The sequence below is a fragment of the Tateyamaria sp. Alg231-49 genome, assembly GCF_900143535.1.
In the GTDB taxonomy this organism is placed as follows: Bacteria; Pseudomonadota; Alphaproteobacteria; order Rhodobacterales; family Rhodobacteraceae; genus Tateyamaria.
Map to the genome: position 1 here is coordinate 1 of NZ_FRFA01000018.1, position 25,937 is coordinate 25,937.

The 25,937-nt window shown below is 58.7% G+C and carries 27 protein-coding genes; 16 read left to right on the forward strand and 11 right to left on the reverse strand.

The features are described from left to right. The coding region (locus DHN60_RS18865; protein ID WP_159089292.1) for an integrase core domain-containing protein at window positions 1–277 on the forward strand (277 nt) is incomplete at its 5' end. 35 nt (window positions 278–312) lie between these two features. On the opposite strand, the gene DHN60_RS18870 is transcribed toward DHN60_RS18865, so the two are convergent. Continuing rightward, window positions 313–576, reverse strand: a complete 264-nt coding sequence (locus DHN60_RS18870) for a transporter substrate-binding protein (RefSeq protein WP_234423714.1) — start codon at window positions 574–576, stop codon at window positions 313–315. A 610-nt stretch (window positions 577–1,186) separates the two neighbouring features. Here DHN60_RS18870 and dusA point away from each other — a divergent pair. The 6 genes from dusA to DHN60_RS18900 all read left to right on the forward strand — a co-directional run bounded on the left by dusA (window position 1,187) and on the right by DHN60_RS18900 (window position 7,470). Next, window positions 1,187–2,188: a tRNA dihydrouridine(20/20a) synthase DusA gene (dusA, locus tag DHN60_RS18875; RefSeq protein ID WP_108838875.1), complete on the forward strand. Its 1,002-nt coding sequence runs from the start codon at window positions 1,187–1,189 to the stop codon at window positions 2,186–2,188. A 32-nt stretch (window positions 2,189–2,220) separates the two neighbouring features. Further along, window positions 2,221–3,042: a sulfite exporter TauE/SafE family protein gene (locus tag DHN60_RS18880; RefSeq protein WP_108838876.1), complete on the forward strand. Its 822-nt coding sequence runs from the start codon at window positions 2,221–2,223 to the stop codon at window positions 3,040–3,042. After that, on the forward strand, window positions 3,039–3,785 hold the full coding sequence (locus tag DHN60_RS18885; RefSeq protein ID WP_108838877.1) for a hypothetical protein: 747 nt from the start codon (window positions 3,039–3,041) through the stop codon (window positions 3,783–3,785). Before DHN60_RS18880 ends, DHN60_RS18885 begins: the two co-directional genes overlap by 4 nt. A 65-nt stretch (window positions 3,786–3,850) precedes the next feature. Next, window positions 3,851–5,155, forward strand: a complete 1,305-nt coding sequence (locus tag DHN60_RS18890; RefSeq protein WP_108838878.1) for a hypothetical protein — start codon at window positions 3,851–3,853, stop codon at window positions 5,153–5,155. Then, complete coding sequence (locus DHN60_RS18895; RefSeq protein ID WP_108838879.1) at window positions 5,152–6,498, forward strand: cytochrome P450; 1,347 nt, start codon at window positions 5,152–5,154, stop codon at window positions 6,496–6,498. The genes DHN60_RS18890 and DHN60_RS18895 overlap by 4 nt, the downstream gene beginning before the upstream one ends. Before the next feature lie 78 nt (window positions 6,499–6,576). After that, complete coding sequence (locus DHN60_RS18900) at window positions 6,577–7,470, forward strand: fructose bisphosphate aldolase (RefSeq protein ID WP_108838880.1); 894 nt, start codon at window positions 6,577–6,579, stop codon at window positions 7,468–7,470. A 102-nt stretch (window positions 7,471–7,572) separates the two neighbouring features. On the opposite strand, the gene DHN60_RS18905 is transcribed toward DHN60_RS18900, so the two are convergent. The 3 genes from DHN60_RS18905 to ccmI are packed head-to-tail and all read right to left on the reverse strand — an operon-like array spanning window position 7,573 to window position 9,523. Next, window positions 7,573–7,836, reverse strand: a complete 264-nt coding sequence (locus DHN60_RS18905; protein WP_108838881.1) for a DUF1289 domain-containing protein — start codon at window positions 7,834–7,836, stop codon at window positions 7,573–7,575. Further along, on the reverse strand, window positions 7,833–8,309 hold the full coding sequence (gene ruvX, locus DHN60_RS18910) for a Holliday junction resolvase RuvX (RefSeq protein WP_108838882.1): 477 nt from the start codon (window positions 8,307–8,309) through the stop codon (window positions 7,833–7,835). The genes DHN60_RS18905 and ruvX overlap by 4 nt, the downstream gene beginning before the upstream one ends. After that, the gene (gene ccmI / locus DHN60_RS18915; RefSeq protein WP_108838883.1) at window positions 8,306–9,523 is read right to left on the reverse strand and encodes a c-type cytochrome biogenesis protein CcmI; all 1,218 of its coding nucleotides are present in this window, start codon (window positions 9,521–9,523) and stop codon (window positions 8,306–8,308) included. The genes ruvX and ccmI overlap by 4 nt, the downstream gene beginning before the upstream one ends. Window positions 9,524–9,754: 231 nt before the next feature. Here ccmI and DHN60_RS18920 point away from each other — a divergent pair, with 231 nt between their 5' ends. Further along, window positions 9,755–10,999: a sarcosine oxidase subunit beta family protein gene (locus DHN60_RS18920; RefSeq protein ID WP_108838884.1), complete on the forward strand. Its 1,245-nt coding sequence runs from the start codon at window positions 9,755–9,757 to the stop codon at window positions 10,997–10,999. On the opposite strand, the gene DHN60_RS18925 is transcribed toward DHN60_RS18920, so the two are convergent. Then, on the reverse strand, window positions 10,993–11,190 hold the full coding sequence (locus tag DHN60_RS18925) for a hypothetical protein (RefSeq protein WP_108838885.1): 198 nt from the start codon (window positions 11,188–11,190) through the stop codon (window positions 10,993–10,995). The two genes, DHN60_RS18920 and DHN60_RS18925, sit on opposite strands and share 7 nt — an antisense overlap. Before the next feature lie 3 nt (window positions 11,191–11,193). After that, entirely contained in the window at window positions 11,194–11,364 is a 171-nt protein-coding gene (locus tag DHN60_RS22535) for a hypothetical protein (protein WP_199913701.1), read from the reverse strand. A 200-nt stretch (window positions 11,365–11,564) separates the two neighbouring features. Here DHN60_RS22535 and DHN60_RS18930 point away from each other — a divergent pair, with 200 nt between their 5' ends. The 5 genes from DHN60_RS18930 to DHN60_RS18950 all read left to right on the forward strand — a co-directional run bounded on the left by DHN60_RS18930 (window position 11,565) and on the right by DHN60_RS18950 (window position 16,529). Next, on the forward strand, window positions 11,565–11,780 hold the full coding sequence (locus tag DHN60_RS18930) for a hypothetical protein (RefSeq protein ID WP_108838886.1): 216 nt from the start codon (window positions 11,565–11,567) through the stop codon (window positions 11,778–11,780). Between the two features lie 87 nt (window positions 11,781–11,867). After that, window positions 11,868–12,197, forward strand: coding sequence for a sarcosine oxidase subunit delta (locus tag DHN60_RS18935; RefSeq protein ID WP_108838887.1), 330 nt, complete (start codon window positions 11,868–11,870; stop codon window positions 12,195–12,197). Further along, entirely contained in the window at window positions 12,194–15,208 is a 3,015-nt protein-coding gene (locus DHN60_RS18940) for a sarcosine oxidase subunit alpha family protein (RefSeq protein ID WP_108838888.1), read from the forward strand. The genes DHN60_RS18935 and DHN60_RS18940 overlap by 4 nt, the downstream gene beginning before the upstream one ends. Continuing rightward, the gene (locus DHN60_RS18945; protein WP_108838889.1) at window positions 15,201–15,779 is read left to right on the forward strand and encodes a sarcosine oxidase subunit gamma; all 579 of its coding nucleotides are present in this window, start codon (window positions 15,201–15,203) and stop codon (window positions 15,777–15,779) included. The genes DHN60_RS18940 and DHN60_RS18945 overlap by 8 nt, the downstream gene beginning before the upstream one ends. A gap of 150 nt (window positions 15,780–15,929) precedes the next feature. Further along, window positions 15,930–16,529, forward strand: a complete 600-nt coding sequence (locus DHN60_RS18950) for a superoxide dismutase (protein ID WP_108838890.1) — start codon at window positions 15,930–15,932, stop codon at window positions 16,527–16,529. Window positions 16,530–16,595: 66 nt separating this feature from the next. On the opposite strand, the gene DHN60_RS18955 is transcribed toward DHN60_RS18950, so the two are convergent. Beyond that, window positions 16,596–17,135 (reverse strand): TIGR00730 family Rossman fold protein, encoded by a 540-nt coding sequence (locus tag DHN60_RS18955; protein ID WP_108838891.1) that lies wholly within the window; start codon window positions 17,133–17,135, stop codon window positions 16,596–16,598. Window positions 17,136–17,262: 127 nt separating this feature from the next. Here DHN60_RS18955 and DHN60_RS22400 point away from each other — a divergent pair, with 127 nt between their 5' ends. Together DHN60_RS22400 and DHN60_RS18965 are read left to right on the forward strand one after the other, a co-directional pair. Next, the gene (locus DHN60_RS22400) at window positions 17,263–18,753 is read left to right on the forward strand and encodes a LysM peptidoglycan-binding domain-containing protein (RefSeq protein WP_159089293.1); all 1,491 of its coding nucleotides are present in this window, start codon (window positions 17,263–17,265) and stop codon (window positions 18,751–18,753) included. A 65-nt stretch (window positions 18,754–18,818) separates the two neighbouring features. Beyond that, window positions 18,819–20,663 (forward strand): ABC transporter ATP-binding protein/permease, encoded by a 1,845-nt coding sequence (locus DHN60_RS18965; RefSeq protein ID WP_108838892.1) that lies wholly within the window; start codon window positions 18,819–18,821, stop codon window positions 20,661–20,663. 168 nt (window positions 20,664–20,831) lie between these two features. Here DHN60_RS18965 and DHN60_RS18970 read toward each other — a convergent pair whose 3' ends face one another. After that, window positions 20,832–21,827, reverse strand: coding sequence for an AraC family transcriptional regulator (locus tag DHN60_RS18970; protein ID WP_108838893.1), 996 nt, complete (start codon window positions 21,825–21,827; stop codon window positions 20,832–20,834). 152 nt (window positions 21,828–21,979) lie between these two features. On the opposite strand from DHN60_RS18970, the gene DHN60_RS18975 reads away from it, so the two are divergent. Continuing rightward, window positions 21,980–23,530 (forward strand): arylsulfatase, encoded by a 1,551-nt coding sequence (locus DHN60_RS18975; RefSeq protein ID WP_108838949.1) that lies wholly within the window; start codon window positions 21,980–21,982, stop codon window positions 23,528–23,530. Window positions 23,531–23,698: 168 nt separating this feature from the next. Here the strand turns inward: DHN60_RS18975 and DHN60_RS18980 are convergent, their stop codons facing one another. The 3 genes from DHN60_RS18980 to DHN60_RS18995 form a co-directional block, all read right to left on the reverse strand. After that, a complete protein-coding gene (locus DHN60_RS18980) occupies window positions 23,699–24,355 on the reverse strand; it encodes a hypothetical protein (RefSeq protein ID WP_108838950.1) in 657 nt (218 codons plus the stop codon). 10 nt (window positions 24,356–24,365) lie between these two features. Then, window positions 24,366–24,848 (reverse strand): hypothetical protein, encoded by a 483-nt coding sequence (locus tag DHN60_RS18985; RefSeq protein ID WP_108838894.1) that lies wholly within the window; start codon window positions 24,846–24,848, stop codon window positions 24,366–24,368. Between the two features lie 448 nt (window positions 24,849–25,296). After that, the gene (locus tag DHN60_RS18995; protein WP_108838896.1) at window positions 25,297–25,659 is read right to left on the reverse strand and encodes a hypothetical protein; all 363 of its coding nucleotides are present in this window, start codon (window positions 25,657–25,659) and stop codon (window positions 25,297–25,299) included. Between the last annotated feature and the right edge of the window lie 278 nt (window positions 25,660–25,937).

Genomic DNA, 25,937 nt, shown 5'->3' on the forward strand with positions numbered 1-25,937 from the left:
ATATCATCCTCAAACCCAAGGCAAGATCGAAAGGTGGCATCAGACCCTGAAGAACCGCATCCTGCTAGAAAACTACTTCTTACCGGGTGATCTCGAAGCCCAGATCGAAACCTTCGTCGATCATTACAATCACCAACGCTACCATGAAAGCTTGAACAACGTCACGCCCGCCAACGTCTACTTCGGCAGGGACAAAGCCATTCTACAGGAAAGAGAAAGGATCAAACGAAAGACACTCGAAGCGCGGCGCTTGCATCACGGACAACGCGCCGCATAATGCAACCAACCAGATGAGCCAAACTCTCTCTTAGTTCAAGCCGCCATTGGTTCCAAAAACCCTGACGACGGACACTTGTCTTCCAGGATCAGGCGCTCTGCTTCGGCGCGAAAGGCAACCGGGTTGGAGCAGGTGTCCTCGCCAGAGAAAAGAAGTTCCTGTCCTAACAGCCCGCCGCTTTGATTGATCTCTTCGATTGCAAGCAAAGCGGCATTGCGTTGGTGGGTTTCAACAACTGAAGTGACGCCGGTATTGGAGTAGAGAAGGCCAATCCTGACCGCCGAATTTTTGTGACCCATGGTCTTTTCCCGTAAAGAATTCATCCACCATTAGCACCAGAGGGCGTGACAGCGTGCCGCGCATTCTGTTTCGACGCTGCATGATCCGACAGCAAGCTTGAACTCTCCAACGCAATTTAAGTGGTCATTCCATTCTCTTGCTGGTGCTTTATTGGGCAATATTGGTTCATTCTGCCTGATGTCGCGCCGTTCGCGTTTGTGACTTCTGTCTTGGACAGAGTTTCCATCTTTTGGTCTGTGTGTGTCATTGGGCTTTCGGGGCAGCCCAAGACTCATAACAAAGCGCGTTGACGGGGAGGGCCTCTGCCATGCAATCACTGCAAAGACTGCCACGACTGCGGTTGAATACTCCCAAGTCAGCGCGCACACCGGGATGCTGGACCTTCTTGAGAGGCTTTGATGGCGCGCTGGGCGTGATCACGACGGTGAAGGTGCTCGCTGGCGTAGCGGCCCTTGCGCCTGATCCGGACCCGGTATCCACCGGAGGGAAGCTTGCTTATAGTGGCCGTATCGTGTGCGCTGAGTCGTCAAGAACGGGCAAATCGGGGGATATTGGGGCGTATTCTCACTTAGAAACTTTGCCCCGCAACAGTTTGAAGATGCAAGAAATATGCAAATAAATCAACACGCTAAACTTTCCGTTGCCCCCATGATGGATTGGACGGACCGGCATTGTCGGTTTCTGCATCGCCAACTCAGCCGCCACGGGCTTCTTTACACAGAGATGGTTACCGCACCTGCCTTGGTGCGAGGGGGGGCGATGCATCTGCTGGATCATCACGAGGATGAGCATCCCGTGGCCTTGCAGCTTGGGGGCTCCGACCCGGTTGAGCTGGCGCACGCTGCGCGGTTGGGCGCGCAGGCGGGCTATGATGAGATTAACCTAAATTGCGGGTGTCCTTCGGATCGCGTGCAGTCTGGCACCTTTGGGGCGGTGTTGATGCGTGATGCGGGTGTGGTGGCGGACTGTGTGGCGGCCATGCGGACTGCTGTTGATGTTCCCGTCACCGTCAAATGCCGCATCGGCGTAGATGAACAGGACCCCGAAACCGTGCTGCCCGAGTTTCTGGCCCGCATTGTGGCTGCGGGCTGCGAGCGGGTCACGATCCATGCGCGCAAAGCGTGGTTGCAAGGTCTGAGCCCAAAAGAAAACCGGGATATTCCGCCACTGGACTACGATCTGGTCATGCGAATGAAAGGGCTGTTCCCCAATCTGCATATCTCGATCAATGGTGGGGTCGAGACGTTGGATCAGGCCCTTGATCTGCTCGAGTCCGGCCTTGACGGCGTCATGATCGGACGCGCGGCCTATCACCAACCGACCGACATTTTGGCCCAAGCCGATCGTCGGGTATTTGGCGTAGGCGAAGACAGCAGTGCCGAAGGTGCTGTGTACGCGATGCTGCCATATATTGAGGCGCACCTGAGTGCGGGTGGACGCCTGCACCAAATCACGCGCCACATGCTCGGCCTGTTTGCGGGCCGCCCCGGTGCAAGGGGCTGGCGGCGCACCTTGAGCGAAGGGGCCACGCAGCCCGGTGCTGGCCCTGAACTGGTGCTGGCCGCGCTGGCGCGGGTGACCCCACTGGAAGAGCCCGCCAAAGCCGTGTAGCAGGCGCGAACCCTTCAAAAAGAGTGCGCCTGATGCCTGATATGTCCCTTGTTCTGTCGATGCTTGCGTTGTTGGCCGTGATCGGTGCCTTTGCGGGCGTGTTGGCCGGGTTGCTGGGCGTGGGTGGGGGGATCGTTCTGGTGCCGTCGTTCTTTTATGCGTTTCAGACGCTTGGTTATGATGGGCCAGGCCTGATGCAGATGTGTCTGGCCACATCACTGGCAACAATCATCGTGACCTCTTTGCGCACGGTGCACAGTCATAACAAGAAGGGTGCCGTGGATTGGGACATCTTGCGCACATGGGCGCCCGGCATTGTAGTCGGCGCGGTGCTGGGCGTGCTGGTTGTGGCGCAGTTGCGCTCGGCCACATTGCAGGCGATTTTTGGTGTGCTTGCACTCAGCGTTGGCCTTTACATGAGCTTTGGACGCAATGACTGGCGCTTGGGCCCCGCGATGCCGACCGGGGTGACGCGCGCAGCGCTGTCACCGGTGATGGGGGTTCTGTCTGTCCTTATGGGCATCGGCGGGGGCAGCTTTGGTGTGCCGCTGATGAGCCTTTTTGGGGTGCCCATCCACCGGGCTGTAGCGACGGCGGCTGGATTTGGGGTGTTGATCGCAGTGCCTGCCGTTATCGGGTTCCTATTCGTGTCCATGTCCGCCCCTGTGCCACCTTTCACGGTCGGAGCGGTCAATCTGATTGCCTTTGCCGTCATCATCGCGATGACCCTGATTACGGCCCCTTGGGGTGTGAAGCTGGCCCATGCGATGGATCCCGGGCCGCTCAAGCGGGTGTTCGCTGTGTTTCTGGTGCTTGTCGCGCTCAACATGTTGCGCAAGGCGATCTTGGGGTGAACCTTGGGCGGGATGGATACGTTGTCTTTGACGCAGATCCACGCGTCGCGAAATGGGCGCGCGCGGCAGAGAACGTCGCAACACGCATAGCCCAGGATCCGAAAATGCGCGCGGCAAACCTGCGTCATGGCGAAACATGGTTTGTCGGCGTCGATGCGCTGCCCAACGGAACAGAAGGGCAGGTGGATGGTGTTGTGCAGGCCGGTCCGTGGCAGGGTCACGTCCCTGACGTTCCCATGCACAATGGGCAACTGTCCATCATCTTTCCGGGTTATCCGCAACGTGATCCGGACCAGAGTGCTGCAAATCACCAATATCGTATCACCCGCGCGGCGGCGCATGTAGATGGGCTGTTGCCCGAAGGGCCTGAGAGACGCCGTTATGCGCGCGAATTTCACGCCTATATCCTTGGGCTACCTTTGAATGCGGTATCCTTGGCACCCACGGTCGTTTGGCCGGGCAGTCACGTGATCATGCAGGCTGCACTTGCCAAAGCGATTGGGACCGGCGTGATCAGCGAGGTCGACCTGACTGACGTCTACCACGCCGCGCGGCGCACTGTGTTCGACACCTGCGACCCTGTCCCGATCGCGGCCACACCTGGGCAATCATTCCTCATTCACCGCTTTGCCTTGCACGGAACCGCGCCTTGGGACGGACCCGTTACTGCAGGGCGCATGATCGCCTTTTTCCGCCCCGAATTCAGCGACCCCAAGGATTGGTTGGCCATAGACGCCACGTAGGGAGGTGTACGCCTTACTTTGGCCCGATAATCCGGCTAGACTGCGCGCCAGCAACAGGTGCAGATATGAGCAGGTCGCATCCACAAACCGTCAAACGCCGCCGGGTGTTCTACATTCCGGGCTATGACCCCATTCATCCCCGCCGTTACCGCGAGCTTTATCGCAAGGAAGGCAGCTCGCAGGCCGCCATCTCGGGATATGAGATCGCGTTGTCGCCGGGGGACAGCCAGCATCACTATGGCTGGAAAGTGGATGCCAAGATCGACAGCCAACCTGTGCAGGCCGATGTCAGCGTGCTGATCTGGTCAGATATCGTGCGGGACAGCATGGATACCTCGATCCCAGCAACCTATGGGCAAATGGTGCGCACGGCGTGGACCTACATCGCGTCCGGCGCGTTGCGCCGTTTGATGCGTTTGCGCAAGGGGCCAGTTATCGCCGCGCTCTACCCGGTTGGTATGTTGCTGCTTCAGCTGTTCATTGCAGTGCTCGCTGCGTGGGGGGCGATGGCGGCGACGCGCGCGTTTTTTGAGGTCGTGATGCGCTCGGTGGTCAGCCCATTCTTGCCGCCCTTGGGAGAGGGTGGGATGTCGGCGTTCTTTGCAATCACTGTCGCCCTTGGCACGTTGCTTTGTATGGTGGCGGGCGGGGCGGCGGGATACGTTGTTCTGCGGTGGTTCAAGGCCAAGGATAGCAAGTTCTTTGCCCACTACCTGATGCACGACTACGCTTATTCCGCACAATTGCGTGGGGCCAATCCAGCCCCGCTGGAGGTGCGGATGTCAGAGTTTCAGACAGGGATCGCCCAAGCGCTGCGTGAGGATGTGGACGAGGTTTTGGTGGTCGGCCATTCCTCGGGTGCGCATCTGGCGGTATCGATCCTTGCCGATTTGATCCGAGCGGGGCGCGTCCGCGAACACGGTCCTGTTCTTTCGTTCCTGTCCTTGGGACAGGTGGTGCCAATGGTGTCGTTTCTGCCCGAAGCACACCGCCTGCGGGCTGATTTGCAATATCTTTCGATGCGCGACGAACTGACATGGGTAGACGTGACAGCCCCCGGGGACGGATGCGCTTTTGCGCTATGTGATCCTGTCGCTGTGTCCGGCGTGGCGCCAGAGCCAAAACGCTGGCCGCTGGTCTTTTCGGCGCAATTTACCAAAAGCCTCAGCCCTGAACGTTGGGCAGAACTGCGGTGGCGTTTTTTCCGGCTGCATTTCCAGTACTTGTGCGCTTTTGATCGTCCATTGGATTATGACTACTTCCAGATCACCGCCGGCCCTACGACGCTGGGTGCACGCTATGCGGATCGCCCGCCGTCTAAATCCCGCATCGACGTTCCCGTGTCCAAGTACACCTCGATCGCCGCATGAGCCCACCCAAACCGCCCAGCCGCCCGGACCACGTATCGCTGTGGCGTTATATGCAACTGTTTCGCGCCGACATTCTGTCTGCGCAACCTGCACGGCTTTATCGCGCACGGATGGCCGAATTCCGCACGCCGTTTTTTCGCAGTTTTCTGATGAACCAACCCGATCTGGTCAAAACGGTGCTGAAGGACCGGCCTGATGACTTCCCGAAATCAGACCGCATTGGCGAGGGGTTGCGGCCCTTGCTTGGCAATTCCGTGTTTCTAACAAACGGTGATGTTTGGAAGCGCCAACGCCGCATTATCGACCCTGCCTTTGAAGGTGGGCGTCTGCGCGAGACGTTTCCTGCCATCTGGAATGCGTCCGAAGCTGCGGCAGGTCGGCTGCAAGAGGGCGTAAGTGAAATCGAAGCACAAACCAGCCATGCGGCGGCGGATGTGATTTTTCGTACCCTCTTTTCGATCCCGATTGAAAATGAATTGGCGGCCGCGGTGTTTGAAGAATTCCGCACCTATCAGCGCAGTCAGCCGATCCTTAACCTTGCGGCATTTGTGCCCTTGCCACGCTGGATGCCACGCCTGTTCCGTGGCGACACCCGCGCAAGTGCTGCCCGCATCCGGGCGCTGATCACACAGTTGGTGGTGCAGCGCGCAGATGAAATAGCTTTGGGCACAGCGCCGCAGGATCTGGCGACCAAGATCATGACCACTGCCGACCCGGTCACAGGCGAGACGTTCTCGCCCGAAGAAATGGTGGATCAGGTTGCCATCTTCTTCCTCGCCGGGCACGAAACCAGCGCCTCGGCTTTGGCTTGGGCCCTATACCTGATGGCGCTTTATCCCGACTGGCAAGACAAGGTGGCCGCTGAGGCGCAGGCACTTGAAATCTGCGATTTTTCGGTCATGTCCAAGCTGCCCATCACGCGCGATGTTTTCCGCGAAACTCTGCGCCTCTATCCTCCGGTTCCGATGATGGTGCGGCAGGCCACACAAACCGAACAATTCCGCGACCGATCAGCCCCACGCGGCAGCCAGTTGGTGATCAGCCCTTGGCACCTGCACCGTCACGAACGGCTGTGGGAGCGCCCGGACGATTTCGATCCCGCTCGGTGGCATACTGAGAACGGCAAGTCCTGTCAGCGCGACGCCTATATCCCGTTTTCGGCAGGCGCGCGGGTGTGCACCGGCGCTGGTTTTGCGATGGTGGAAGGTGTTTTGATTCTCGCCCGTCTGCTGCGCGATTTTGAAGTTGAAACAGTGCCAAACCGCGATCCTGTGCCCGTTGCCCACCTCACAGTGCGCGCGCGGGACGGGATATGGCTGAATTTGCGCAAACGGCAGCGCTAACATGACCGACGTGGGATTAACCCAAGCGTTTTAATGAGTTAGGAGTATGGCGACATGTACCAGACCCCGGAGAGACAGATGCCCGATTTTGCAAAGATGCGCGACCAGATGGAACACGGGGCGGGTTTTATTGCGGCGCTTGATCAGTCGGGCGGCTCCACGCCCAAAGCGCTCGCCCTCTATGGCGTCGATGCCAGCGCTTATGACGGCGAAGAGGCGATGTTTGCCGAAATCCAGAAGATGCGGGCACGGATCATGACAGCATCTGATTTCAACAGCGCCAAGGTGATTGGTGCGATCCTTTTTGAAAAGACGCTGAACGAGGCGGTTTCGGGTCAGCCTGTGCCCAGTTATCTGTGGGAAAACCGCGGCGTTGTCCCTTTCCTAAAAATCGACAAGGGCCTGCAAGACGAAGCGGACGATGTGCAACTTCTCAAGCCCATTCCGGGACTGTCCGAGACATTGGCAGCCGCCAAGGAAATGGGTGTGTACGGTACCAAGGAACGCTCGGTTATCAACGCGGCCAATGCGGATGGAATCAAGGCCATTGTGGCCAACCAGATGGACGTCGCGCACGAAGTGATCAATGCAGGCATGGTTCCGATCATCGAACCCGAGGTGAACATCCATTCGACCACCAAAGGTGAGGCCGAGGCCATGTTGGCCGATGCGTTGATGGCACAGATCGAGACGCTGGGTGAGGGGCAGGATGTGATGCTGAAACTGACTTTGCCAGATGTGCCGGGGCTTTATGATGCATTGGCGGATCACCCGCGTGTCCTGAGGGTTGTGGCGTTGTCCGGTGGGTATTCGACAGCCGATGCCAGCGCGCGACTGGCCAAGAACCACAAGATGATCGCCAGCTTTAGCCGCGCCCTGACCGAAGGGTTGCAGCGCGATATGTCGGACTCAGACTTCGAAGCAGCACTTGGCAGCAACATCTCCACCATCCACTCCGCGTCCATCGCATAAACGAGCGTTGGCGCGAATTCCGGCCGGACATCGACGCGATGTCCTGGCATGTTGCGCCGCTATCAGAGCCAGAAAATAACTGCAGACCTTGTCGGCCTCAGCCTACCGTTTCAGCCGTGCATTGCGCCCGCCGCGGCGGGTCGTTGGCGCGGCCTGCCTGTTTGGCAACTCGGCCATGATGCTGCGGCGCTCGTCAGCGCTCATCCGGCTCCACGCCCCAATTTCATCGATCGAACGGGCGCATCCAGCACATAACCGCGTCTCGGGATGGATGACGCAGATCTGCACGCAAGGGCTTTCGATCTCGTCACGCGTCCAGATGGGGATGTCGCGCGCCGAACGCGCGGTTTGATCGCCGTTGCTCATGCTTGCCTCTTGATCGCTGCCAGCCGATCCAGCAGCCCCTGCAGGATATAGCCTGCCGCCACATGATCGATAACCTCTGCGCGACGTTTGCGTGTCGTATCCGCCTCCAGCAGTGCCTTTTCGGCCGCAACGGTGCTCAGGCGTTCATCCCAGAACGTGATCGGCCCGTCCCATAACTGGCTCAGATTGCGGGCAAAGGCGCGTGTGGACTGGCAGCGGGGGCCTTCGGACCCGTCCATGTTGCGTGGTAGTCCGAGCACCAGGCCACCCACATTACGTCCAGCGATCAGTTCCTGAAGCCGCGCCGCGTCCAGTCCGAATTTGCGCCGCCGGACGGTTTCAAGCGGGGTCGCTATGGACAAGAAGGTATCAGACACCGCCACCCCAATGGTCTTGTCGCCTAAATCCAAGCCCATCAGCGCACGCATGTCAGGCAGTGCAGCGGCAAATTCGTGAACGTCATCAAAGATCATTGCAGGCCGACACGATCTGCAGCCCGGTTGAGCATGTCGATTGCCGTCAGATCATCACCAAAGACTTCCATCGCGTTGTCAAAGACCGCGCGGGCCTGATCAAGATCGCCCAGAACACCAAGGGCCGAGATCAGCTGCGTCCAGTCCTCGACAGGGCCGCCATCTGTGGCCAACCGGTCACTGAGGCCCGCCACCATGCCTTGGATCATCTCCATGCGTTCGGCCGGGCTCATGTCGGATGCGGCGTCGATCTGATCTTGGGTCGGGCCACGGCCGGTTCCAATGGTCGGTCGGGAATAGTCCACGCCAGCGCGCAGTGCGATGTCCTGCATTTGTGCGTCAATTGGGGCGATCCATGGCGCATCCACCGGCCCCTCGCGCAGCAACTGATCCCAGATTCGCAGGGCCGTGTCCGGACGACCGGTCTGGGACATCATCAGACCGAAGTAATAGCGTGCGGCCCCATCGCGCGGATCCATTGCAAGTGTGCGTTCCAGCATCTGTTCGGCCTCGGGCGACACATATCCTCCCGCCGCAAGTATCAGCAAATCCGCATATTCGGAGAAGTCCTGCGCCGTGGCGTCTTCGCCTTTCAGTCTGATCACGCGCGCTTTCGCGTCATGTGCCGCGGCAAAGTTGCCAAGACGTGCTTCTGACTGGCTGAGCAGGACGAGGCCTTGCAGGTCATCAGGGCGTGCTTGAACGGCTTGGCGCAAACGCTCGACAAGGGCAACATAGTCGGGGGCCGCATCCAATGCAGGGCTCTCTGGTACACTGGCTTGGGCGGTCTCTTGGCTGGGGCGTTCGGCGCGCCTGATCTGCGCCGCTTCGATCCGATCCGCCAATGCCAGATCACCGTAGCCCGGCGCGCCCAGTTCAAGGTAGATCGCGAATGATCCCCCCACCAGCACAACAGCCGTAACAACCGCCAGAAGCGGACCGCTGCGACCGCTGTACGCTCCATTTGTCGCGTTCTTCAGGGCAGCGTCGGCTGCAAGAATGCGCCGTGACACTTCGGTCGATGCGCGTTCTCCGTCTGCGGGTGACAGTACGCCACGTTCCAGATCCCGTTCAACTTCGCGCAGCTGATCGCGGTACACATCCAGATCATAGGCCGCTGCTGGGCGCGCCTGTTCGCCACCACGGAATTGCGCGCGCAGCAGTGTTGCCACCACCACCAGCGTCAGACATCCCGCAACAATCCAGAACAGCATTCAGGCCCTCTCCCCGTGCAACTCAGCCACATGTAAACGCTGCCCCCACCGAGCAAAAGAGGCAAAGAGGTCGCGCAAAAGGTCTTGTGCCCAGATATGCGGCAAGAATGCTCGGTCTCGTGTCGCATAAATGACAAAAAGTGCCGCCCGTGCTGGCCTTTTTCTTCCCGACAGCGGCCATTACAATTTCGAAACATCAACTATCCGAATCCTTCGGTGGAGTACGCATTCATGAAACGATATTCTGCCTTTGCCATCGCACGCGAAGCCGCACGGTATCATTCCGGTTGGGAACGGGCGTGGCGCGCACCCGAACCGAAATCAAAATACGATGTGATTATCATTGGGGCAGGGGGCCACGGTCTGGCTACGGCCTATCACCTTGGCAAGAATTTCGGGATCACCAATGTGGCAATCCTTGAAAAGGGATGGCTCGGTGGCGGCAATACTGGGCGGAACACAACCATCATCCGCTCGAACTACCTGCAGGACCCCTCGGCGGCGATTTATGAAAAGTCCCGCAGTCTCTACGAGACGATGAGCCAGGATTTGAATTATAACGTCATGTTCAGCCCCCGCGGTGTTATGATGCTGGCCCAGACCCAGCACGAAGTACGGGGTTACCAGCGCACGGCCCACGCCAACGCGCTGCAAGGGGTGACAACTGAATTCATCGGTCCCAAACGCGTCAAAGAACTATGCCCGATCATCGATATCGATGGTCCGCGCTATCCTGTTTTGGGTGCGCTGTGGCAAGCGCGCGGTGGGACAGCGCGCCATGACGCGGTTGCGTGGGGCTATGCGCGGGCGTGTTCTGATATGGGTATGGACGTGATCCAGAAATGTGAGGTCACAGCGATCCGCCGGGAAGGCGACAAGGTGGTCGGTGTTGATACGTCCAAAGGCCCAATCGACTGCGCCAAACTGGGCATCGTCGTGGCGGGCCATTCGGGTGATGTGGCCAACATGGCGGGCTTCCGTCTGCCAATTGAATCTGTCGCGCTGCAGGCCCTCGTTTCCGAACCCATCAAACCCTGCATGGATGTTGTTGTTATGGCCAACACGGTCCACGGCTACATGAGCCAGTCCGACAAGGGCGAGATGGTGATTGGCGGGGGCACCGACGGGTACAACAACTACACCCAGCGCGGATCGTTTCACCACATCGAGGAAACCGTGCGCGCACTGATCGAGACATTCCCGATGATCTCGCGCCTCAAGATGTTGCGCCAATGGGGTGGGATCGTGGATGTGACGGGGGATCGCTCACCCATCCTGTCCAAAACACCGGTCGAGGGCGTGTTCATCAACTGCGGTTGGGGCACGGGCGGCTTTAAGGCTATCCCGGGATCTGGTTGGGCCATGGCAGAGTTGATGGCCAAGGGCCGCTCGCCTTTGACGGATGAGTTTTCGCTGGACCGGTTCCGGGCGGGCAAGTTCATCGACGAGAGTGTCGCGGCAGGGGTGGCTCACTGATGGTCATGGGGCGTGTTGCGGTGATGATGGGCGGCCTCTTGAGCGCGCATGGCTTCGCGGTCAGCCTCGGTTTGCGGACCGGGCGTGCCGCGCTCGTCAATGATGCGCCCGCGGCCCGTGCGCCGCTCGCGTACGGCGAGAAGAACGCCCACGATCAAAAGACCAACAACGACGAACCAAAGCCATTCCATGCTTTACTCGATCCTCGTCTTGCGTTCACCAGCGGCAGACCCAAAGGCAATCAGGTTGCTCACGCCAATTTCGCGCCCACCACGCGCCACCTTGCGCTCGGCCACGCCGCGCTGTTCCACCACGAACATCACAATTGCGCCAAAGACCAGAACGCCCCCCATCTCTTCGCTCATGGCACTCTCCTGTCAACTTTGCCTGACGCTGACACAAATCGCGGCATGGGGTCACGTAAATTCACCAAACCGGCGGGACGCAGCCAGCGCGGATGCGCGCAATCGGCCGTCCTTGGCCCGTTTCGCATGGCCGCGCACCCGTCTGTTGCGCCTGTCGTCAAATCCGCTGTGATGGAGGCTCACAGACAGGAGTCACCATCATGTCAGACCATTCACATACCAACCTTCACCGCAGTGACGGCACCAGTGGGCGCGGCCTGCTTATCGCCTTTGGACTCATCGTTGCCTTTATCCTCCTCATCGCGTTTGCCAGCTCGTTCGCGGGCGACGGCAGCACAGGTGAAAGCGCGATCACACCTGCGGCTGAAGGGGTCATTGCGCCCGAAATCGAACCGGTCCCATTGCCAACCGAATAATCCTACCCAATCACATCGAACCGCAACTGGCGGGCGTCTTGCGACGTCCGCCTTTTTCGCGTCGCCCCAACAGATCGGAGCGCCCTCATGCTGATCCTAACATGCCCTTGCTGCGGCCAAACGGGCGAAGAGTCCGAATTCCACGGTGGAGGTGAGGCGCACCTCAAACGCTTTGGGCCTGGCTCCAGCGATGCCGACTTTGAAGGGTATATGTTCATGCGCGAAAACCCCAAGGGCGTGCATTTCGAACGTTGGCGGCACGCCTATGGCTGCGGCAAGTGGTTCCACGCGGCGCGCTGCACCATGACGCTGGAAGTGTTCGGCACGTATCCCGCGCAGACAACTGAACCGCCAAAAGAGTTGCGTGACAAAATCAGTAAGAAACGACCCGGCTGGTCGTGGGGGGCATTTTCATGAGCACACGTCTCGCCAGTGGCGGTCGCCTCGTCGATCAAGGCCAACCGATCAACTTTTCGTTCAACGGCAATACGCTTAAAGGCTATGCCGGGGATACGCTTGCCTCCGCGCTTTTGGCCAATGACCAGATGCTTGTGGGGCGGTCGTTCAAATACCACCGCCCGCGTGGTATCGTGGCCAGCGGTGTCGAAGAACCTAACGCTTTGGTCAACCTTGGGTCTGGCGGCACGTTTGAGCCCAACCAGCGCGCCACCACGACAGAGCTGTTTGACGGGTTGCAAGCGACCAGTCAAAACCACTGGCCCAGCCTTGAGTTTGACGTGGGCGCGATCAATGCAAAATTGGCCCGCTTCATGCCTGCCGGTTTCTACTACAAAATGTTCATCCATCCGCGCCCCCTGTGGAAACACGTCTATGAACCCTTCATCCGGCAGGCTGCCGGACTGGGGAAAGCCCCCAAGGTGCGGGACGAGGACACCTATGAACACTTCTATGCCTTTTGCGACGTTCTGGTCGTTGGCGGGGGCATGGCAGGCCTGACAGCTGCGAAATCCGCAGCAGCCTCCGGCGCCCAGGTGCTGGTGTTCGAACAGACCGCCCATTGGGGCGGCCGTGCCCCGGTTGATGGTGGCATCGTAGATGGCACTCCTGTGGATAAAGTGGTGGACAAACTGGTGTCAGAGCTTTCTGACATGCCAAATGTCACCATGCGTCTGCGTACCATGGGGGCGGGGGTTTATGACCACGGCTATGTGCTGGGATATGAGCAGTTGCGCGATCATGCGCCCAAGGCCCAAGGCCCGCGCCATCGACTTTGGCGTATCCGAGCAGGACATGTGATCACCGCCACAGGCGCGTTGGAGCGCCCTCTGAGTTTTGCAGGTAATGACATTCCGGGCGTCATGTTGGCCTCGGCGGTGCGCGATTACGTGGTGAATTACGGGGTTTCTCCGGGTGATCGGACTGTGGTGGTGACCAACAATGATGATGCCTACCGCACCGCTTTGGCCATAAAACACGCAGGATTGAGCGTTCCGGTTATCCTTGATGCGCGCGTGCCCGAGACTGACAGCCCACTCATGACCGCGGCCAAGGATGCGGGCATTCGCGTTCTGATGGGGCACGGCGTTGCCAAGGTTCTTGGGGGCAAGCGCGTCACTGGCGTCGCCGTCTGTGCGCAAGCAGGCGAGGGCGCAATTCTTGAAGAAATAGAATGCGATACGGTTGCCATGTCGGGCGGCTGGTCGCCCGTCGTTCATCTGTGGTCCCATTGCGGTGGTAAGCTCTCTTGGGACAATGATTTTGCCATGTTCCGCCCCGATGTGGATAAAGCACCGACGGGCCAAGACGGCAGTGGATTTGTCAGTGCGGCAGGTGCGGCCAACGGCCATTTCGGATTGTCCGAGGTCCTAAGTGATGCCCATGCAAGCGGCGGCACCGCGGCCAAGGCCACAGGTCACGCCAAATCCAGACGCAAGGCCCCAAAAGCCGAAAGCGTCGACGAGGCCCCGATGGCCCCCGTCTGGCTGATGCCGCAGGGCGCGGGTGTGACACTGCGCGGCAAGGCGTGGCTCGACTACCAGAACGACGTCAAAGTGTCTGACGTGCAACTGGCCGCGCAGGAAGGGTTTGAAAGCGTCGAACACGCCAAGCGCTATACCACGCTCGGCATGGCGACGGATCAAGGGAAGTTGAGTAATATCAACGGCCTTGCGATCCTATCTGATGCACTGGATCAACCGATCCCGCAAACAGGCACCACAACGTTTCGTCCGCCCTATACGCCGATTTCTATGGGCGCGATTGGCGGGGAAGCGCGGGGCGAGGTCTTTCAACCCGTTCGGCGCACGGCCATGTACGACTGGCACGAGGCAAACGGTGCCGATTGGGAACCTGTCGGCCAGTGGCGTCGTCCGTTGGCCTATGTCCAGCCGGGCGAAAATCTGCACGATGCAGTGATGCGCGAAACCAAGAACGTGCGCGAAAACCTGGGCCTGCTGGATGCCTCGACCTTGGGCAAGATCATCGTGAAAGGGCCGGACGCGGGCCGCTTCCTAGACATGCTCTACACCAACATGATGAGCACGTTGAAACCGGGCAAATGCCGATATGGCCTAATGTGCGGTGAAAATGGGTTCCTCATTGATGACGGCGTGGTCGCGCGCATCGATGAAGACACGTTCTTGTGCCACACGACCACGGGCGGGGCCGAGCACATCCATGGGCACATGGAAGAATGGCTGCAAACCGAGTGGTGGGATTGGAAAGTCTATGTCGCCAACGTCACCGAGCAATACGCGCAGATCGCTGTCGTCGGGCCCAAGGCCCGCGCCGCGCTTGAAGCGCTCGGCGGCATGGACGTGTCCCAAGAGGAGCTCGGGTTTATGGAATGGGCGGATGGCTCCATCGGCGGCTTTGACGTGCGGGTCTACCGGATCTCGTTCTCTGGCGAACTCAGCTATGAGATTGCCGTCAAAGCTTCTGAAGGGCAGGCATTCTGGGATGCGCTGATGGCTGTCGGTGCCGCGCATGACGTTATGCCCTACGGGACCGAGGCGCTGCACATCCTGCGCGCTGAAAAAGGGTTCATCATGATCGGGGACGAGACAGACGGGACCGTGATCCCGCAGGATCTTGGACTCCACTGGGCCCTGTCAAAGAAGAAAGAAGACTACCTGGGCAAGCGCGCCCATTTGCGCACGCACATGGCCGATCCAACACGTTGGAAGCTTGTGGGGCTGGAAACGACAGACGGGTCTGTCCTGCCAGACGGGGCCTATGCGGTTGCCGAGGGCACCAATGACAACGGCCAACGCAATGTGCAGGGGCGGGTGACGTCGACCTACCACTCACCCAACCTCGACAAAGGGATCGCGATGGGCCTGATCCTGAACGGACCGGACCGGATGGGTGAGGTGCTCGAATTCCCAGGCACCGATGGCAAGACGCACAGCGCCCGCATCGTCAGCCCCGTGTTCTACGACCCCGAAGGGGAGAAACAGAATGTCTAAGACTGTGACCGCATTGAACGGAGCCTCATGGGAGGGCGGTATCGCACATATCAGCGAAGCGCCCCAGCAAGGGATGATAACGCTGCTGGGCGACCTGACGGCTGCGGCCGTGATCAAGGCCGCGACCGGTGCAACGGGCCAAGAGATGCCTGCTCAAGGTAAGGCGCAGTGCGCAGGCGAAAAGGGCGTTTGCTGGATGTCGCCTGACGAGGTGCTGGTGCTGTGCCCTTACGCCGAAATCGACAAGACACTCGCCAAGATAAAGGCGGATTTGGGCGACACGCACAGCCTTGCGGTGGACGTTTCGGACGCGCGTGCGCTGTTCGTTGTTCAAGGGCCAAACGCACGCGAAGTGATGGCAAAGCTTGCGCCGGTTGATCTGCATCCAGCGACCTTCACACCCGGCATGTTCCGGCGCACCCGGATGGCACAAGTGCCTGCTGCGTTCTGGATGCAGGAAGAAGATGCATTCAACGTCATATGCTTCCGGTCTAATGCGCAATACATGTTCGATCTGCTTAAAACGGCTGCACAACCGGGCAGTGAAGTTGGGTATTTCGCAGCGTCATAGGGCTTAACCCGACGATCAATGGCTCTCGTAGCTATGAAAAACGCGCCTCGCGCGGAAAACTGTCATCTGTCTGACCCTTGATCCCTTGACCTTGCGGTAAACGGACCAATCTGTCAGTCAGACCGTGAATGACCAAAAAAGGGGGCCCAGATGGCTTTTGAACTTCCAGATCTTCCGTATGCGCACGATGCGCTGGCGTCCAAAGGCATGTCTGCCGAAACGCTGGAATTCCACCACGACCTGCACCACAACGCCTATGTCACAAACGGCAACAAGGCGATTGAAGGCACCGAATGGGCGGACAAGTCCATGGAAGAGATCATCGTGGGCACCTATGACGCATCGGCCGTCGCACAAAACGGTATCTTCAACAACATCAGCCAGTTGTGGAACCACAACCAATTCTGGGAAATGATGGGCCCTGACAGCGGCGCAATGCCCGGTGAACTTGAAAAAGCAATCACCGAGAGCTTTGGCTCTGTCGACGAATTCAAGTCGCAGTTCTCTGCTGCTGGCGCGGGTCAGTTTGGATCTGGCTGGTGCTGGCTGGTCAAGGACGCCGATGGTGGTTTGAAGGTGACCAAGACCGAGAATGGCGTAAACCCGCTTTGCTTTGGTCAGACGGCCCTGTTGGGTTGTGATGTGTGGGAACACTCCTACTACATCGACTTCCGCAACAAGCGCCCCGTTTACCTCACCAACTTCCTCGACAATCTGGTGAATTGGGAAAACGTGGCGAGCCGCCTGTAAGGCTGCAGTTCATCACGCATTTCAAAAAAACAGCGCCTCGTTTGAGGCGCTGTTTTCGTTTTGTATTCAGGACAAGATGGCAAAGGCCGCATCTGCATCCGGAGCCACGGTGAAGTAATCGCGTAAATCGGCGTCGGCGAACCCGGATTCAATCACATGGTCCACCAGCGCGATCAGCGGATCCCAATAGCCATGCGTGTTCACCAGAACCACCGGCTTTTCATGCAGTCCTAATTGCCGCCATGTGAGCACTTCGAACATCTCATCCAGTGACCCCGCGCCGCCGGGAAGCACAACGACCGCGTCGCAGTTCATGAACATCACTTTTTTGCGCTCATGCATGGTCTCGGTCACCACGTAACTGGTCAGATCCGTTTTGCCGACTTCCCAATCCACCAGATGTTTGGGGATCACGCCAAAGGTGTCGCCACCGCCCGCCTGAGCGGCGCGGGCGACAGCGCCCATTAGCCCGACATCGCCCGCGCCGTAAACCAGCCGCCACCCGCGGGCAGCGATACCAGACCCAAGCCGAGTGGCTTCGACGGCATATTCCGGGTCATTTCCGGGGCGCGAGCCACAAAAAACGCATACAGACAGTGGGGCCATGGCAACAGTTCCTAATATCAGTGTTGAAAACGTGCGCGTAATGCGGCTGTGTTTTGACCGTTCTAATCCGCCCTGATATGGAGGCGCAACGAAACCGACCCGTATCGGGCGCTGGGGATTGCGAAAAATGTCGAATCAAGCGGGTTCTGCCGGGGGAAATGGCATCCTGATCGGCGCGGCGGCTATTGTAGCCGTCGGTGCGATTGGCGCAGCCCTGTGGGTGAACTCGAATTCGGCAGGTGACACGCCCGAAGCGGTGGTCGAGGCGGCTGTCGCCCCCGACGCTACGCCAGCGCCAGCAGAGCCTGCCGCCGAACCCGAAATCGCACAGATCGCATCCCCATCCATTGACGAAGTGCGGCTGGAACCGGACGGGCTGACCATCATCGCTGGGCGTGCTGAACCGGGAAGCGAAGTGTCCGTGTTGCTTGATGGAAACAGCAAGGCGTCCGTGACAACAGACCCTGGCGGTAGTTTCGCTGCGATTACACTGCTGCCCTCTAGTCAAAAGGCGCAGGTGCTGACCGTCGTTCAACGCGTCGGGACGGACGAAACAGCGTCGCTGGATGAGGTTATTCTGGCCCCACTCGCGCGATCCGAACCCATCGCACAAGAAGAAACCCCTGTCGTGACAGAAGAGAACGTCCCTCAGGTAGCCGAGGCAGAAACCGATGATGCCTCAGACACCGAAGACACAAAAGTTGCGGCTGTCGCGCCGCCTAATGTGCCTGAGGCCCCCTCGACCGAGGTTCGCGCAGAACCACAGACACCGGTTCAGACAGATCCAGAGATTGCGCAGGCACCCGCCGCTTCTGTGCCCGAAGTGCCCGTGCCAACTCCGGCAACGCCGCAAACCGAGGCGCCAGCGCCTGTGCCTGAGGTTGTGGCCTCTGGGCAAGAGATCCCGGCGGCACCCAAACCTGAAGAAACCGCCAAGGCCCCAGCTTTGGTTGATGGCGATGCGGCCGATGATATCGTTGTTTCCGCGGCTAAACCGGAAGCCTCCGCTGAAAAGCCTTCGGTTGATCAGAACAATGTTGCTGAAAACGCAACCGACGAGCCGACCCCGTCCGTCGCAAGCGAAACCAGACCTGCGGTGACCGTTCTCAAATCTACGCCCGACGGTGTCGAAGTGCTCAATACGTCAGCACCAGAGGCGCTGGACAACATCGAACTCGACACGATCAGCTATTCGAGCACGGGCGACGTCCAACTGGCCGGGCGTGCACAGTCCGAGGCAGATGTGGTGCGCGTGTACGTCAATAACCGTCCGATTGCCGACCTGGACGTGAACGCAGATGGCGATTGGAGCGGCGCGTTGCCCCAGATCGACACGGGCGTCTACACGTTGCGCGTCGATGAACTGGACGCAGATGGGGACGTGACCAGCAGGGTCGAAACTCCGTTCCAGCGTGAAGATCCAGCTGTTCTGGCCCAAAACGACACATCGGCGGCTGCCACAAAAATTACGGTACAGACCGGAAACACCCTGTGGGCCATCGCGCGGGATCGCTACGGCGAGGGCTTGCTTTATGTGGAGGTGTTCGAGGCCAACCGAGACCGCATCCGCGACCCCGATCTGATCTTTCCCGGTCAGGTCTTTGCCCTGCCAAATTGAGCGGGGCACTGGCACATCCCCCACGGCTGGACTAGATAAAGGCGTCTGACTGACAAGGACGCCTTATGCCATCTGACACCACTGCCACGACAGACTCTGCGAACCAACCCGGACCCGACAAACCGGTCGAAGCGGTCGAGCGCGCGTCGGGTTGGCGCACGATACGAAAGGTGGCGCCATTCCTGTGGCCCGCGGACATGCCGTGGGTGAAAAAGCGGGTTGTCTGGGCCATGCTGGCGTTGGTTCTGTCCAAGGTCGTGTCCGTCTACACGCCCATCATCTACCGCGATGCGGTAGACGCGTTGGCTGGTGATGGGGTGTCGGCACTGGCGCTCGGGGCGGTGGGGCTGACCATTGCTTACGGCATGGCGCGCCTGATGACAGTCGGTTTTCAGCAGTTGCGTGATGCGATCTTTGCCCGCGTGGCGCAGCGCGCCCTGCGTATGCTCGCGTTGCAGACGTTTGACCACATCCACCAGCTCTCTATGCGCTATCACATCACGCGCAAGACCGGAGGTCTGAGCCGCATCATCGAACGGGGCGTCAAAGGTGTCGAATTCCTTTTGCGCTTTTTGCTGTTTTCGATCGGTCCACTGGTGCTGGAATTGCTGATGATCGGGGTTGTGCTGACGATCCTGTTTGATGCGTGGTATCTGCTGGTCGTCGCGGTCACCATCGCCCTTTATGTCTGGTTTACCTTCACGGTGACCGAATGGCGCGTGAAACAGCGCAAGGTCATGAACGATCAGGACACCGACGCCAACCAAAAGGCCATCGACAGCCTGCTGAACTATGAAACGGTCAAGTATTTCGGCGCCGAAAAACGCGAGGCGACCCGCTATGACAGCGCTATGGAGAAATACGAGGCTGCCGCGCTCAAAACGAGCTATTCGCTCGCCTTTCTGAACTTTGGCCAGTCAGTGATCATCACTGGTGGCCTTGTCGGGGTGATGATCATGGCGGCTGTGGGGGTGCAAAACGGCTCGCTCACCGTGGGCGATTTTGTGATGGTCAACGCCTACATGATCCAGATCACGATGCCCCTGAACTTCCTCGGCACTGTCTACCGCGAGATCCGGCAGGCGCTTGTTGATATGGGCGAGATGTTTGACCTGCTCGAGCAACCCGCCGAGGTGAAGGATGCACCGGACGCGAAGGTTCTGGATGTTACCGGCGGCCGGGTTGAACTGGATAATGTCGCGTTCGGCTATGACCCCAATCGCGCGATCCTCAAAGGGGTGAGCCTTGTGGCTGAACCGGGCCAACAGGTCGCCATCGTCGGCTCTACCGGATCGGGCAAGTCGACCATCGGGCGGCTCTTGTTTCGCTTTTACGATGTGGGCGGGGGCGCTTTGCGCATCGATGGGCAGGATGTGCGTGAGGTGACCCAAGACAGCCTGCATGCGGCGATCGGGGTGGTGCCGCAGGATACGGTGCTGTTTAACGACACGATCCGCTACAACATCGCCTATGGGCGGGACGGGGCCAGCCAGTCTGAGATTGAGGATGCGGCGAGGGCCGCGCAGATCCACGACTTTATCACGCGCCTGCCGGATGGGTATGAGACCACCGTGGGCGAGCGGGGGCTCAAGTTGTCGGGTGGGGAGAAACAGCGGGTCGGTATCGCGCGCACCTTGCTCAAGAACCCACCGATCCTGTTGCTGGACGAGGCGACCAGCGCGCTCGATACCGAGACGGAGCAGGACATCAAGGACGCGCTCAATGCGGCTGGGGAGGGGCGGACTGTCCTGACCATTGCCCACCGGCTTTCCACTGTGGCGGAGGCGGATCGGATTGTGGTTCTGGAGGACGGCAAGGTGGTCGAGACCGGCACCCATGAAGAGCTTTTGGGCCGGGACGGGCGGTATGCTCAGCTGTGGCAGCGCCAGCAGGCGGACGAAGAGGCCTAAGGGATGTCCCACGCTGGGACATCTTTCTGGCCAAGTCTTTTCAATGGGTTACAGAGGCGAATTAACGTATTGTTCAGGCTTTCCGCTCAAGGGTGGCCACGATTTGCCTATGGCCACTGACACCGCAACATAACATCCACTGCGCCGATCAACCCCGTCACCCCAGCCCTAATTCAAAACACTGAGCCGGAATTCCTGCGGGGTTCTGCATGTGCGCGCCTTGAAAAAGCGGGTGAAGGCAGAGGAGTGGACATAGCCCAGTTCGAAGGCGATTTCGGTGATCGTTATCGATGGGTCAACCAGCAACTCTTGGGCCTTGGACAGGCGTGCGTCTGACACCATCTGGCGGTGGGTGAGGCCGAGGCCGGTCAGATGGCGTCGATACGATCGCGTGCTCATCCCGAAGGCGCGGGCCATTTTGTCAGACAAACATTCCGGGTTTGTGGTGCCGAGATAGGTTTCAAGACAGGCCCGCAACGCCGGGACATCTGTGTCTTGTACGCTGGAGCTTGGGCCTTGGGTCGGGTCGTTGATCACGTAGCTGTCCTTGTGGGGCATCAGATCGTCGAGGTGAAAGGCCACGCCCATCGTGCGGGTGCTTAGATCCACAGGAAGATCACGCCAGTCTTCGGGCATGAACGCCTTGGGCACATGGTGAGACAGACGCAGCGCACATGGCAAAACGGCGCGTCCGATAACCTTTTGCACCGATTGCACGGCGACGGCGATGTTATACTGCTGCACCGGCCAATGATTGGTAAAGTCGGTGGTGCCCGCCGTGCGCAAGAGCCACAATCGATTGCCCTGCCGCTGGGTCAAAAACGCGGCGCCATAGAGGATGGACGATATTTGTTGTGCGATGGCGTCGACCGCTTCGACCCCTGTTTGGGTGCGTGGCAGGGCTATGTTGGCCACCGAGTCATCGGATGATCCTGTCGCACCATTCAAGGCGTCGATGAAATATGTCGGGTGTTTTATGTACTGATCCAGCCGCACCATGAACAATTCAGCCGCGCGCAAAGACATGACGCCAGAGGGGTGCGATACCACGCCGCCAGCCAGCCCGGCCTGTTCCGCCAGCCTTTCCAGTTTGGTCAGGGCCAAGGGTGCCGCGTCAAAAAAAGGTTGCGCAACAAAGGCTTGAACAGATGCAAATCGTGTCATTTTGAAAACTCACATAAAAAAATAGCAGCAACGTCAAAGCACAGGTTAAGGGCGGCGTCTGGCCGGAAATGGTAAGCGCGCGACACAAGCTGCGCCTACCATCCTACGACAGATTATCTTTCAGGGAAGAACAAATGAATTTGATGGGAAACATGAGAAAGTTGCGCGGGGTCGCCGTATCGAGTTTGGCGCTGGTCGCGCTGACCATGCAGGCGGATGCGCAAGAGCAACCGAATATTCTGGTGATCTGGGGCGATGACATCGGCCAGTTCAATGTCAGCGCCTACAACAATGGCATAATGGGATATCGGACACCGAATATTGATCGTCTGGCCGATGAAGGCGTGATGTTCACCGACTGGTATGGCGAGCAAAGCTGCACCGCCGGTCGTGCCGCTTTTATTACGGGCCAGTCTCCGATCCGGTCGGGACTGACCAAGGTGGGTTTGCCCGGCGCACCAGAGGGGATGGACGAACGTGATCCGACCATCGCCACAATGCTGAGTGCCCAAGGTTATGCCACCGGTCAATTCGGGAAAAACCATCTGGGCGACAGGGACGAACATTTGCCGACCAATCATGGGTTTGATGTGTTTTTCGGCAATCTGTATCATCTGAATGCCGAAGAAGAGCCGGAGAACGTGGATTATCCAAATGATCTGGTTTTGTCTGACGGGCGCAGCTTCCGCGATGCCTTTGGCCCGCGCGGTGTGATCCGATCTTCATCTGATGGCGAAATCGAAGACACAGGTCCATTGACGCGCAAGCGGATGGAAACCGTCGATGACGAGACCCTCGTTGCAGCCCTTGAGTTTATGGACACTGCCACAGAACAGGACAAACCATTCTTTGTGTGGTGGAATTCAACCCGTATGCACGTGTTCACGCACCTTAAGGATGAAAGTGAAGGCGTCACGGGGCAGGGCATCTATGCCGATGGTATGGTGGAACACGATGGCCATGTGGGCCAATTGCTCGACAAGCTGGACGCGCTGGGCATCTCGGACAACACCATCGTGATGTATTCCACAGACAACGGGGCCGAGACCTTTACCTGGCCCGATGGCGGCACGACGATGTTTCGCGGTGAAAAGAACACCCAATGGGAAGGCGGTTTTCGTGTGCCGACCATGATCCGCTGGCCCGGTGTGACCAAGCCCGGGACCGTCATCAATGAAATCGGTGCACACAACGATATGTTCACCACCATTGCCGGTGCCGTGGGTCAAACGGATATCAAAGAGCAACTGCTTGATGGGCTGGCCATTGGCGACACCGAGTACAAGGTGCATCTGGACGGTTATGATCTTGGTCCCGCTTTGCGCGGCGAAGAAGAATGGCCCCGCAAAGAGTTCTTGTACTGGACCGATGATGGGTCGGTTGCTGCCTTGCGCTACAATGATTGGAAGCTGAACTTTCTCATTCAGGAAGCGCATGGGTTTGACGTCTGGTCTGAGCCGTTCAAGGTTTTGCGTTTTCCTGAGCTGACAAACTTGCGGATGGATCCATTTGAGCGGGCAAAGGAAGAGGAGGCCATGGGCTATGTCCGTTGGGCCGCCGAGCGCATGTATGTGATCGCTCCGGCGTCTGCTTATGTGGCGCAGTGGTTGCAGAGTTTTAAGGAGTATCCGCCACGCCAGACACCCGGCAGCTTCAATCTTGAGAATGTGATGGAAATGGTGATGTCAGGGTCGAACCAGTAACTGGTATTTTTTGACGTGAAATCCGGATGAAAGGCGGCCAGTTTGATGGGCCGCCTTTCCTTTTTGGATTGCTGCCTTTGGCTTGATCCCGGTCCGGGCGTTCAGGTTTGACGGTGCGTTTGTGTTCGATGTGTTTTTTGGCGGCTGAACTGCCAGAGGTGTTTGGGTTCAGATATGCAGCCCAAAGAAGAACACCGCCAATGGCACCGGAGCCACCGCGATCATGATCGTCAGGAGGGTCGCCACAGGCGAAAACAGACCGCTTAGCCCCGCCATCATCATGATGCCGCCGCCCCCGCCTATGATGGAATTTCCCGGTGTATTCACCGCCATCGCCACGGCAATATAGCGATAGCGCAGGGCAAAGCGCAGAATGCGTGTGGGCTGTCCCTCGAGCAGCATCGATAGCCGTTCCTCTTGCGACAGCGGTGCGGCCCGGGCCACCAGATCTGCGGCCCGCTGCATCCTGAGTGTGGTTAGAGTGCTTTCAAGCATGCCGATGGGCAGGAACCGCCCGATTGCATAGGCGAGCATCATCGAAGTGATCGTCGCCACGTAGATCAGGGGCACGATGCTTGGGCCGAATGCCGCGAGCAGTGCCATCCCGATTTCTGCCCCCGGTACAAACGGTAGCGCCAGCAATACCACGTAGGCAACCGTCCCAAACATGATGCCGCGGTGCACCTGCTGTTCGTTTTCGGGTCTGATTTCGATGCTGAGTGCATCGCGCACCATATGCGCCCCCCACGTGGCAAGCAGCAGAATGGCGATCAAAAGTGCCACGCGAAAGATAAGGGCGCGCAGGCTGGGTGGCGATGGGGTCAAGCGTGCTGCCTCACCCCGAGACACTGGTGTCTGAGGCCGGCATCTGCGCACCCGATCCGGCAAATGTGATCTGGTGGGTCCAGTACCAGCGCCGGGTGGTCCAGCTGCCTTCGAACTGGACATCTTCGCCGGTGATCGTGCCGTAGAACACAATTTGATGCGGCGCGTCGGGGCACACGGGGCGAGACACAAAGTGGATCATGTCCCCGTCGGTTCTGGTCTGGTAGGTGGTCCAGCCAAAGTCGCAATAGGCTTGGCAATTGATGGATTTGAAAGCGCCGTCGACGAAGGTAAATTCATCTTCCAGGATCTCTCCTGATTTGAGGTCTTTGCCCACCACCTGAAAGGATTTGCCGTCCAATGCGTTGCCAGCGGCCCAGTCGCCCTGTGGCACGGCAAAGTCCGGTATGTCGCTCTGCATGACGGTCATGGTTGCCGCGCCGGTGCCGAGCGTGGCAATGGCGATGGCCGCAATCTGAAACATCTGGCTCATTGCGTTCTCAAATCATGTGGTGTGGTCGTAAATCGGATCGTGTCTGGAATTATCCCACCATAGCTGTTCACGGGGTTTCGGCCAATGAGAAACGCGATCCGGCAACGCGATTGCGTGGTTTGGCGGTTTTATGGGCGGTTGTCGTGCGTGGTCGCACAGCGGAAACGGGTGATCTGGCGCTTTGTGATGCGCGCTCAACCGGTCTTGTGTTCTACAGAGGGCGGCGTGATTGCGTTTGCTCTGGGCCGCTGGCGTAAGGCCTGACAGAGAGGTGGATGATCACAGAGTTGTCGTGAAAACCGCATCAAGCGGGCAGAGGGGACCCCGCCAAATCGAGACGGCACCGCAGTGCCCGTCTCGATCGACAATGCCCCGACATTTTCGCGTCGGGTGAACAGTGCCTTGGCACAATTCAACCCGTTTAGAGACCTAAGGGCAGGCCCGTCTTTTACTTCAGCAAATCGCCTACGATACCGACGGCATCAACGACCGTCGAAAGATCTTCGGTGACCTCAAGGATTTCGTCATCTACGCGTATGTATTTGTTCCCTTTTCCGGGCGCCTTGAGGTTCCATTTTGACAAATCACCAATGTCCTCAAACCCAAGATCAGAAGGCAGCTTGGCTCCGCGTGTGTAGCGTTTGACCTGTCCCGGAGGGATTTTCTTGGCGCCTTTTCCGGGCTTTTTGTCGACCTGAACCTTCTTGGCTCCTTTACCGGAGCCACCTTTGTCTTTTGCCGATGCCAATTCTGCAGTGCCAAAGCTCAAAGCCAAAGCCAAGGTCGCAACGGTTGTGGTCAATATTTTCATAACGCGCTTTCTTCATTTATTTCACGACAATCTTGGCAGTTCTCTGGTTGGGATGCAAATTGCGTCGGTCCTCCGCCCAGCGATCTGTGTGGGCTGAACGTGCAGATCAAGGTTCGCCCTGACCCGGGTTAAACCGAGTAGGGTGGCGCGTGTTGGCCCGAAAATGCGTCGTTGTTCTTGGGGCCGCATGGCACGGGTTTGGCGCACGCTGGATGCATCAGGATTTGCGATTTCGTGCCCTGCAAGAGGGCGCACGCCTGTAACGGAGCCACGTGGTT

What these genes read in the sequence shown, in the direction of transcription:
- ccmI (WP_108838883.1), bottom strand. Translation starts at nt 9,523, where the DNA reads ATGCTGTTCTGGATTGTTGCGGGATGTCTGACGCTGGTGGTGGTGGCA.
- DHN60_RS18950 (WP_108838890.1), top strand. Translation starts at nt 15,930, where the DNA reads ATGGCTTTTGAACTTCCAGATCTTCCGTATGCGCACGATGCGCTGGCG.
- ruvX (WP_108838882.1), bottom strand. Translation starts at nt 8,309, where the DNA reads ATGATCTTTGATGACGTTCACGAATTTGCCGCTGCACTGCCTGACATG.
- DHN60_RS18970 (WP_108838893.1), bottom strand. Translation starts at nt 21,827, where the DNA reads ATGACACGATTTGCATCTGTTCAAGCCTTTGTTGCGCAACCTTTTTTT.
- DHN60_RS18945 (WP_108838889.1), top strand. Translation starts at nt 15,201, where the DNA reads ATGTCTAAGACTGTGACCGCATTGAACGGAGCCTCATGGGAGGGCGGT.
- DHN60_RS18890 (WP_108838878.1), top strand. Translation starts at nt 3,851, where the DNA reads ATGAGCAGGTCGCATCCACAAACCGTCAAACGCCGCCGGGTGTTCTAC.
- DHN60_RS18930 (WP_108838886.1), top strand. Translation starts at nt 11,565, where the DNA reads ATGTCAGACCATTCACATACCAACCTTCACCGCAGTGACGGCACCAGT.
- DHN60_RS18895 (WP_108838879.1), top strand. Translation starts at nt 5,152, where the DNA reads ATGAGCCCACCCAAACCGCCCAGCCGCCCGGACCACGTATCGCTGTGG.
- DHN60_RS18920 (WP_108838884.1), top strand. Translation starts at nt 9,755, where the DNA reads ATGAAACGATATTCTGCCTTTGCCATCGCACGCGAAGCCGCACGGTAT.
- DHN60_RS22535 (WP_199913701.1), bottom strand. Translation starts at nt 11,364, where the DNA reads ATGAGCGAAGAGATGGGGGGCGTTCTGGTCTTTGGCGCAATTGTGATG.
- DHN60_RS18880 (WP_108838876.1), top strand. Translation starts at nt 2,221, where the DNA reads ATGCCTGATATGTCCCTTGTTCTGTCGATGCTTGCGTTGTTGGCCGTG.
- DHN60_RS18870 (WP_234423714.1), bottom strand. Translation starts at nt 576, where the DNA reads ATGGGTCACAAAAATTCGGCGGTCAGGATTGGCCTTCTCTACTCCAAT.
- DHN60_RS18935 (WP_108838887.1), top strand. Translation starts at nt 11,868, where the DNA reads ATGCTGATCCTAACATGCCCTTGCTGCGGCCAAACGGGCGAAGAGTCC.
- DHN60_RS22400 (WP_159089293.1), top strand. Translation starts at nt 17,263, where the DNA reads ATGTCGAATCAAGCGGGTTCTGCCGGGGGAAATGGCATCCTGATCGGC.
- DHN60_RS18905 (WP_108838881.1), bottom strand. Translation starts at nt 7,836, where the DNA reads ATGAGCAACGGCGATCAAACCGCGCGTTCGGCGCGCGACATCCCCATC.
- DHN60_RS18925 (WP_108838885.1), bottom strand. Translation starts at nt 11,190, where the DNA reads ATGGAATGGCTTTGGTTCGTCGTTGTTGGTCTTTTGATCGTGGGCGTT.
- dusA (WP_108838875.1), top strand. Translation starts at nt 1,187, where the DNA reads ATGCAAATAAATCAACACGCTAAACTTTCCGTTGCCCCCATGATGGAT.
- DHN60_RS18975 (WP_108838949.1), top strand. Translation starts at nt 21,980, where the DNA reads ATGAGAAAGTTGCGCGGGGTCGCCGTATCGAGTTTGGCGCTGGTCGCG.
- DHN60_RS18900 (WP_108838880.1), top strand. Translation starts at nt 6,577, where the DNA reads ATGCCCGATTTTGCAAAGATGCGCGACCAGATGGAACACGGGGCGGGT.
- DHN60_RS18985 (WP_108838894.1), bottom strand. Translation starts at nt 24,848, where the DNA reads ATGAGCCAGATGTTTCAGATTGCGGCCATCGCCATTGCCACGCTCGGC.
- DHN60_RS18955 (WP_108838891.1), bottom strand. Translation starts at nt 17,135, where the DNA reads ATGGCCCCACTGTCTGTATGCGTTTTTTGTGGCTCGCGCCCCGGAAAT.
- DHN60_RS18940 (WP_108838888.1), top strand. Translation starts at nt 12,194, where the DNA reads ATGAGCACACGTCTCGCCAGTGGCGGTCGCCTCGTCGATCAAGGCCAA.
- DHN60_RS18965 (WP_108838892.1), top strand. Translation starts at nt 18,819, where the DNA reads ATGCCATCTGACACCACTGCCACGACAGACTCTGCGAACCAACCCGGA.
- DHN60_RS18995 (WP_108838896.1), bottom strand. Translation starts at nt 25,659, where the DNA reads ATGAAAATATTGACCACAACCGTTGCGACCTTGGCTTTGGCTTTGAGC.